The sequence below is a fragment of the Leptolyngbya sp. CCNP1308 genome, assembly GCF_034932455.1.
Classification (GTDB): domain Bacteria; phylum Cyanobacteriota; class Cyanobacteriia; order Phormidesmidales; family Phormidesmidaceae; genus Nodosilinea.
In genome coordinates this window covers 1-6,395 of the sequence record NZ_JAYGIH010000054.1, presented here as the reverse complement: position 1 = coordinate 6,395, position 6,395 = coordinate 1, and the positions used below count along the sequence as shown (strand labels likewise).

Sequence of the window (6,395 nt, the reverse complement as noted above, 5' to 3'; positions counted from 1 at the left end):
AATTTCTTTGCCAAGCTCAAGCAGTATCGAGCCATTGCCACTCGCTACGACAAGCTAGCCGAAACGTTTCTCAGCGCGATTTACATCGCGGCTTCCATGATCTGGCTTATTTGATGACACGCCCTAGACCTGCAAACCGACACCATTGACCTGGCTAAGCTGAACGTTAGCGAAAATCAGAACGAATCGGGCGCGTTTCCGGTCATCCCGCCCAATGACTTCATCTACGGTGAGTCTCGCCGCACATCTCGCCGTCGCCCGCTGGCAGATGTGCGGCTTCAATATGCAGTGCTGCACCTGTATGGGCTGAATAACCCGATACCGCTAGCCGACCGCTCCGGCATCTGGCCACAGGCGCTGGTGTCGTAGGGCGCTGCTGCGACTTTTGGAAATTGACTAGAAGGGCTAGCCTTTCCGCCTCAGATTTATCCATTCAGGGCTGGGCAACATGGAGCTAACGATTTTTACGGTGAATTACTATGGGCGCTCGCTATTCAGACATTAAACGCGCTGCCAAGCTTCAGGCCGGTCTAACCAACTACATCAACTATTTACAGACCTCCGCCACCCGACCGAGTCGCATTGGCACCCAGGGGCCACGGGACTTGAGCAAAATTGTGTATCTCAAGCCGTTCACCATTGATGTCGCCGCTGACGAAGTCGTGACGGCCCGCTGCAATCCCGAGCACTACAACCAGCTGGGAGCCACCATCAACGCCAGCAGCATTGCCGCAGTAGACGATGCCATCGGGGCTAACACTATCGTGGGCATTCCCAAATTTAGCCCTGCCCGAGTGGTTCTATTCCGCAATGCCACCCGCTCAGTGACAGTAGCCACCAGCGATGTCACCGGCCTTCAGTACTTGAAATACAACCGCGATCGCTACTCCGTCCCCTTCGGAGCCACCGCCGACATTGATGACATGATGGACAGCTTCCTCGACGTGAAAGCCCGCCTGCTGACAGTCAACGCGGCTGCCGCCGTGAAGCGCGTCAGTCTGGTTCGAGAGAAGGTCGGCGTGGAGGCTGTCTAACCTATGACTCTCGACATCTACGACCCATTCTCGACGGTGTTCCGTGAGCTTGACCCTAGGGGCGACCAGCGCGACCCCCGGGCCGAGTCCGAGGCCCTGGCCATTCGTGAGCAGCTGATTGAAGAGCTGCTAAACGGTACGGGCCACCTCGACACCACCCTCGATTGTTTGGCCGAGCAGGGCATCGACCCCGACGCCTGGATTGACCAAACCGTTACCAACCTTGAATGGGTCATGGATTCAGGCATCCGTTTTGCTACCAATGACCACGGCCTACTACTACCGGTGAATCCCCATGTCTGAAGACACGACCAGCCAAGAAGACCTACTGAAGATCATGCACCGCCGCCACCGCTCGACGCGTCCCCAACTAGCCGAGCCCAAGGCAACAGCGAAGACCACGACTAAACCCGCTGCCCCAAAAGCTGATTAACTATGCCCTGGCAGACTCTAGGCACGGTCAACCCCAATATTCTGGACTGGGAGACCATCTCCACGCTGGCGTTGGGGAACCTGTTTAGAGTCAGCCAGAGCTGGAATGGAGAATGGCCGGGGCAGGGCTACATCAGACTGCGCATGGTGCAGGCCGATGACAGTTTCTACGAAACCGATCGCCTCTATGCGACTCGTGATGTTGAGCTGTTGACTTTCCCCCTTGACCCGGTGCTGGTGCAGGCGGGCTATGTGGCTCGCCGGTTTCAGCCCAAACTCAACATGCGGGCCAGAATCTTCGAGGTTGCTAACTGGCAGGTGATGATCGAAGAGTACCTGCCCAGCGATGACGACCCGTTCCAAATTATCGACGGCGGTACCTATGACGGCGGGAATTAAGCTCAAAGCCAATCGCACCACCGGCAGCGGCCCCCGCCTGATCTGCTGTTTGGCGAGATTGCCTACAGCGACGCGGATCAGCAATTCTATGTGGGGCGACCGGCCCCAGCAGCCCCGACAGTTTTTAAAAGCAACCCCACCGACTACAGCCCGGCGATCGCCGCCCTTATCCTGAACGATGAGGCGCAGGACACGTTGATTACTGGGCTGACCAACGATGCCGTAGGGCTAAGTGGTGAGATCGCAATTTTGGCCGCCAATACCGACGCGGCACTAGTAACCAAGCTTGAAGCGCCCGCGATTGCCGACTTTGAACCCACGGCATCGCTCAACGCCCGCGACACGGCCAACCGCGCCAGGGCTAACCACACCGGCACCCAACCGGCTGTCACCGTCACAGGGCTGGCCACAGTGGCCACCAGCGGAGCCTACAGCGACCTCTCAGGCACGCACGCCATTTCCTACGGCTTTACCTATGACCAGCAGGCCGAGCCATCAAGCCCGCCGCAGGGGCGACCTGGCGCGAACGTAGCGCCGGTGGGCTGATTGTGGGCGAATGGGAATGGTCGGGGTCTCTCTGGTTGGGCCGACTAGAATACTGCCCGTTGTATTCGGCCCTCGCGGCTAGCGTTGGCACCTCAAATGTCTTGAGCACCTATCCCCGCTATCCCGTTTTACTGGTCGGGTATTCTGCCAGCGTCAACCCACTAACCGGCACTCATAACAGCGCTAATCACTGGCTTTTTAGACACAACCAGATGAGCGCTGGTGACACGCTCTCGACGGCTGATCAACCCTTGGGTGAGTCGTTGAGCTTGACGAAAATGCTAGCTGCCCCGGTCATCATTACGACCCCGCAAGCAGCCTCAAATCAACTGTTCAAGGTGGGCAGTCCTACCAACCTCCCTCAATATGCGGTCTCATCCTTCTACAAGGTGATTCGGGCATGATTGGCATTTCCACCCCTGACGACTTGACCCATTATTTGGCTGATGAGGCGGCGATCGCCGCCTACAGCACCAGCCCCGCTACGGTGGCTGAACTACAGGCCGCCTACGACGCGGGCCACTGGGAAGAGTTCTTCCCGCCCGAGCCAGAGCCGGAGCCAGCACCGCCGAACTGGTCAGACTTTCGCCTAACGCTGATGGTTGATACCGGCTTTCGGGACTGGGCCGCGACTCTGCCCGCCGACTGGCGAGAGGATCTAAAGCTGGCGGCGATCGCCACCAATGCCACCGCACTCCAGGGCATCTACGACCATCTGGCGACCTACTATCCCCCGGCACCGGCGGCGGCGGCTGAATGGCAGGCGATCGCTACCGAAAACCATATTTCCGTCGTGTTCTCCCAGGTAGAGAGTGACTAGTGATGTGCCCAGGCTCACGCTCTTTTTTGACCCCGATTTTGGCGATCCGGTTTGGGCCAACCTCGACTATGAGCTGTCGGCCCCAGAACAGGAGAGCGGAGAATGGCTGATGGGCCGTATCCCTACAGCTCAGCTCACCATAAACATGAGAACAGTGAGCAACAAACATGCCGCCATCAGCTATTCCTATGCCAACAATGCTTGGTTCATTTCTGACCTGGGGAGCGAGAACGGCACATGGCTAAACGGAAAACGAGTGCAGCCCCCGCGTAAGCCGCAATCAATACAGATTGGGGACAGAATCGATTTAGGCCCCAAGGCCAGAATCCAGGTAGTCGAGAATGCCCAAGACACGGTTCCAGAGGAGCTTGGCCCCCCGACGATCGCCAGCACCACGCCTATAACCACCCTGCCACCTGATCAGCCAGCGGTGACACCGGCACCGGCGACCAATGCCGACAACATAAATTTTGCGTTGCAGTGGCTGGCCACGCCGACGACATGGTTGGACGGAATCGTGCGGTTTGTGGTGGCGGCGCTGGTGGCCCTGCTGGTGGTGCTGATCTTTGACAACTAGGCCAGATTGCAGAGTGAATAGTTTTGTACGTAATTGGCAGGCGGGGAAAGGAATGCTAAAGCAAGCGTTTTAGGCGGTAGCAATGGCCAGGAAAATATCTCTTCTAATGTTCACTCTGGTGCTGGTGGGCGCGGCTGGCTGCGGAGCTGGTTCGTCTGAGCTATCTGAAGCGAAAGCCGGGTTCGAGGCTGCGTCTGCTGAGGCGGCGGCGGATGGTGTCGATATGGCTGTAAAGCTGGCCTATTTAGATAAGGTTGAGGCGGCTGATGTTCCTGAATACGTAAGCCTCATGGATTCGCTAGAGACTGAATGCAGCGAATCACGCAAGATGATTGGGGGGATAGCTCGCGGCATGATGAAGGTCGATATAGAGCAGGGTTTTGAAGGAACAAGTCACTACGAAAGCATGCTTACGCTACAGGACATGCTTTCGTCTTGGGATGCGCCTCGCCCGGTTGAATGTATGCAAATTCTTCAGTATTACAGTCAGCCTGCCGAAGAATAAAAAACACCCCCAGCCGTGGCCAGAGGTGTGGTGTGGTGAGCTTAGTTTAAAGCCCAACGATTATTCTTATGCCGTCGCCTATCTCCTAAATGATGATGGGATTGGTGCGGTCAATGAAATGGACATCGCCAGGCCAGCACACCGCAAAGTTGTTGTCTTCTCCAAAGTGCTCTAGGGCGGCGCAGTGGCATAGAAAATCGTCGGTGATGGCGGCGGCTTTGGATTGCCAAAGGGCTAACCGTTTGAAATGTTCTTCAGGCATTTTGGCTCTCACTTTTGTTGCTGGTGGGGGCTTCATCCTGCGGCCATCCGGTGGCCATCTTGCGGGGCATCCTGCGAGATGGCCGGATGGGGTTCACCGGATGGCCGGATGCCTTGCCAGATATAGACCGGATGTCACAGGATGGGTTTTCTCATCCTGTGGGAGACGAGTTGGGGGGTAGGGTATAGCGGGGTGGTTCATCCTGCGTCTGGTCAATCCTGTGGAGCCTGACGAGGCCCGCCAGAACGGCTCTAAACAACTCGCCTTCAAGGTCTTTTAGCTTCTGTCATTTTGACTTTATCTGATGAGCTTTTAGGGGCTCGGTAGCAGCTTTCAAGACTTCAATAATCAGGGTCTCTATTTCCTCTAAACTCTCGGGTTCGGTGTCGGGGTCGATGGTGATGCTGTAGCTAGATGGTTCGGCTTTATCGGTGGGTAATGAGTAGCTGCCGCCGCCGTCTGCCTCATCTTCACCGGGGAACTAGTCGCCAGTATTTAGCAGCTCTGGGGGCACAACTTCGGAGGCGATGTTGAGGGCGGCAATGTGCTGATCATTGAGGTAAGGCAGGGGGAAACAGACCCACTGGCCGAGCAGGTTGGTAAGTATCAATGGGTGGCGTTCGGTGAACAGTTGGCGCTTGGCTGATTGATATTCGGCTTCGATTCTTTCGCGCTCGCGTTTGTTCACAAAGTTGTAGTTGTCGATCATCCGTTCGACGGCATCAAAACCACCGAGGCGAGAGCCCAGGCAGGCAATACGAAAGTTTGAGCGCACCCCACCGGAGAATTTAAGATCGTCGGCGTTGGGGCTCTGGCTGATCAGCACCATCTGGCCACCGCCGCCCCTGGCCACCGCTGCCATGGCCTCTACTCCCAGGTCGAGACTGCGGCCGTAGGGCTCAAAAACACCCTTGCGCCGCTTTAGGCCAGAGCTGAGGGCTAGGTACTCTTCGAGCACAAACACCAGCTGCGGCCCATCCCATTGGCCCGCGTTGACTCGGTTTTGCACCAGGTCTAGGGTTTTGTGCAGCCGGGCGCAAAGGGCGTGGGCATCTTCCATGGATGGGCGGAAGTTGATGCGAACGATATTTTCATCGGGCACCCCGGCCCAATCGGCTCCTTTGCCTTCGACGACCTGCACGCAGGTGGGCCTGGCGCGGCTGCACACGCCCAGCAGCAGGTAGAGAAAGGCGCTTTTGCCGGTGTCGGTGGGGGAGAGCACGGCCAGGTGAGTGCGCCATTCACGACCGGCGCGGCTGAGGTATTCCCATGGGTCGAGGGTGGCCACGGGGGTGACATCGATGGTGGGGGTTTCTACGGCGTCGGTGCCCTCGTGCCAGAGCAGCTGCGCCACATCCTCGTGATCGAGCATGGCGCGGCCTACTTTTACGCTGTCTTCGAGGGCTAGGCGGCCCAGGATGGCGGTGATTGCGCCGGAGATGATGAGCACGGTTCTGGCCCAGTGCAGGCTGGGGTTATGCTCTTCGGCCAGGAGGGTGCTGCCCAGCAGCAGCGACCACGACACCAGGCCCAGGCCCCAGGTGAGCACCTGACGGCGGAAGCGAATGCCCTGCAGAAGGGGGTAGTCTACGCGATCGAATGGATAGCGGTTGCTGGTCACACATCACCTGCCAAAATTCCAACAAACTCAGCCAGTCCAACGGTGTCCTCGCGCCCTTCTAAAAAGTCTCTAGACTCAGATCTTGCACCTTGGCTGGGGGGATGAGAGAAAAGGGCGTGAAACGTATAGACAGCAAGGACCATGAAGATTCTTGCCCACGCCCAAGAGCTAATTTACCAACTGTTGGACGGGATGCCGA

11 protein-coding genes are annotated in these 6,395 nt (G+C 57.5%); 9 read left to right on the top strand and 2 right to left on the bottom strand.

Annotated features, from left to right (window positions below; all coding sequences use genetic code 11):
• The 9 genes from VB780_RS14135 to VB780_RS14095 all read left to right on the top strand — a co-directional run.
• Positions 1-114: transposase (locus VB780_RS14135; protein ID WP_323351805.1), on the top strand; the 114-nt coding region annotated here is incomplete at its 5' end.
• A gap of 365 nt (positions 115-479) precedes the next feature.
• Complete coding sequence (locus VB780_RS14130) at positions 480-1,034, top strand: hypothetical protein (RefSeq protein WP_323351804.1); 555 nt, start codon at positions 480-482, stop codon at positions 1,032-1,034.
• A 3-nt stretch (positions 1,035-1,037) separates the two neighbouring features.
• A complete protein-coding gene (locus VB780_RS14125) occupies positions 1,038-1,337 on the top strand; it encodes a hypothetical protein (protein WP_323351803.1) in 300 nt (99 codons plus the stop codon).
• Positions 1,330-1,467 carry a hypothetical protein gene (locus tag VB780_RS14120; RefSeq protein WP_323351802.1) on the top strand — a complete coding sequence of 46 codons (138 nt, stop codon included), beginning with the start codon at positions 1,330-1,332 and terminating at the stop codon, positions 1,465-1,467. Before VB780_RS14125 ends, VB780_RS14120 begins: the two co-directional genes overlap by 8 nt.
• A gap of 2 nt (positions 1,468-1,469) precedes the next feature.
• Complete coding sequence (locus VB780_RS14115) at positions 1,470-1,865, top strand: hypothetical protein (protein WP_323351801.1); 396 nt, start codon at positions 1,470-1,472, stop codon at positions 1,863-1,865.
• Positions 1,866-1,955: 90 nt separating this feature from the next.
• The gene (locus tag VB780_RS14110; RefSeq protein WP_323351800.1) at positions 1,956-2,411 is read left to right on the top strand and encodes a hypothetical protein; all 456 of its coding nucleotides are present in this window, start codon (positions 1,956-1,958) and stop codon (positions 2,409-2,411) included.
• 400 nt (positions 2,412-2,811) lie between these two features.
• Positions 2,812-3,231, top strand: a complete 420-nt coding sequence (locus VB780_RS14105; RefSeq protein WP_323351799.1) for a hypothetical protein — start codon at positions 2,812-2,814, stop codon at positions 3,229-3,231.
• 4 nt (positions 3,232-3,235) lie between these two features.
• Positions 3,236-3,808 carry an FHA domain-containing protein gene (locus VB780_RS14100; protein ID WP_323351798.1) on the top strand — a complete coding sequence of 191 codons (573 nt, stop codon included), beginning with the start codon at positions 3,236-3,238 and terminating at the stop codon, positions 3,806-3,808.
• Between the two features lie 82 nt (positions 3,809-3,890).
• Complete coding sequence (locus VB780_RS14095) at positions 3,891-4,313, top strand: hypothetical protein (RefSeq protein WP_323351797.1); 423 nt, start codon at positions 3,891-3,893, stop codon at positions 4,311-4,313.
• A gap of 85 nt (positions 4,314-4,398) precedes the next feature.
• On the opposite strand, the gene VB780_RS14090 is transcribed toward VB780_RS14095, so the two are convergent.
• Positions 4,399-4,575 carry a hypothetical protein gene (locus VB780_RS14090; RefSeq protein WP_323351796.1) on the bottom strand — a complete coding sequence of 59 codons (177 nt, stop codon included), beginning with the start codon at positions 4,573-4,575 and terminating at the stop codon, positions 4,399-4,401.
• A gap of 481 nt (positions 4,576-5,056) precedes the next feature.
• Positions 5,057-6,196, bottom strand: coding sequence for a hypothetical protein (locus VB780_RS14085; protein WP_323351795.1), 1,140 nt, complete (start codon positions 6,194-6,196; stop codon positions 5,057-5,059).
• Between the last annotated feature and the right edge of the window lie 199 nt (positions 6,197-6,395).

Coding starts and splice junctions, on each gene's coding strand:
- VB780_RS14095 (WP_323351797.1), top strand. CDS start 3,891: ATGGCCAGGAAAATATCTCTTCTAATGTTCACTCTGGTGCTGGTGGGC.
- VB780_RS14125 (WP_323351803.1), top strand. CDS start 1,038: ATGACTCTCGACATCTACGACCCATTCTCGACGGTGTTCCGTGAGCTT.
- VB780_RS14115 (WP_323351801.1), top strand. CDS start 1,470: ATGCCCTGGCAGACTCTAGGCACGGTCAACCCCAATATTCTGGACTGG.
- VB780_RS14130 (WP_323351804.1), top strand. CDS start 480: ATGGGCGCTCGCTATTCAGACATTAAACGCGCTGCCAAGCTTCAGGCC.
- VB780_RS14105 (WP_323351799.1), top strand. CDS start 2,812: ATGATTGGCATTTCCACCCCTGACGACTTGACCCATTATTTGGCTGAT.
- VB780_RS14120 (WP_323351802.1), top strand. CDS start 1,330: ATGTCTGAAGACACGACCAGCCAAGAAGACCTACTGAAGATCATGCAC.
- VB780_RS14090 (WP_323351796.1), bottom strand. CDS start 4,575: ATGCCTGAAGAACATTTCAAACGGTTAGCCCTTTGGCAATCCAAAGCC.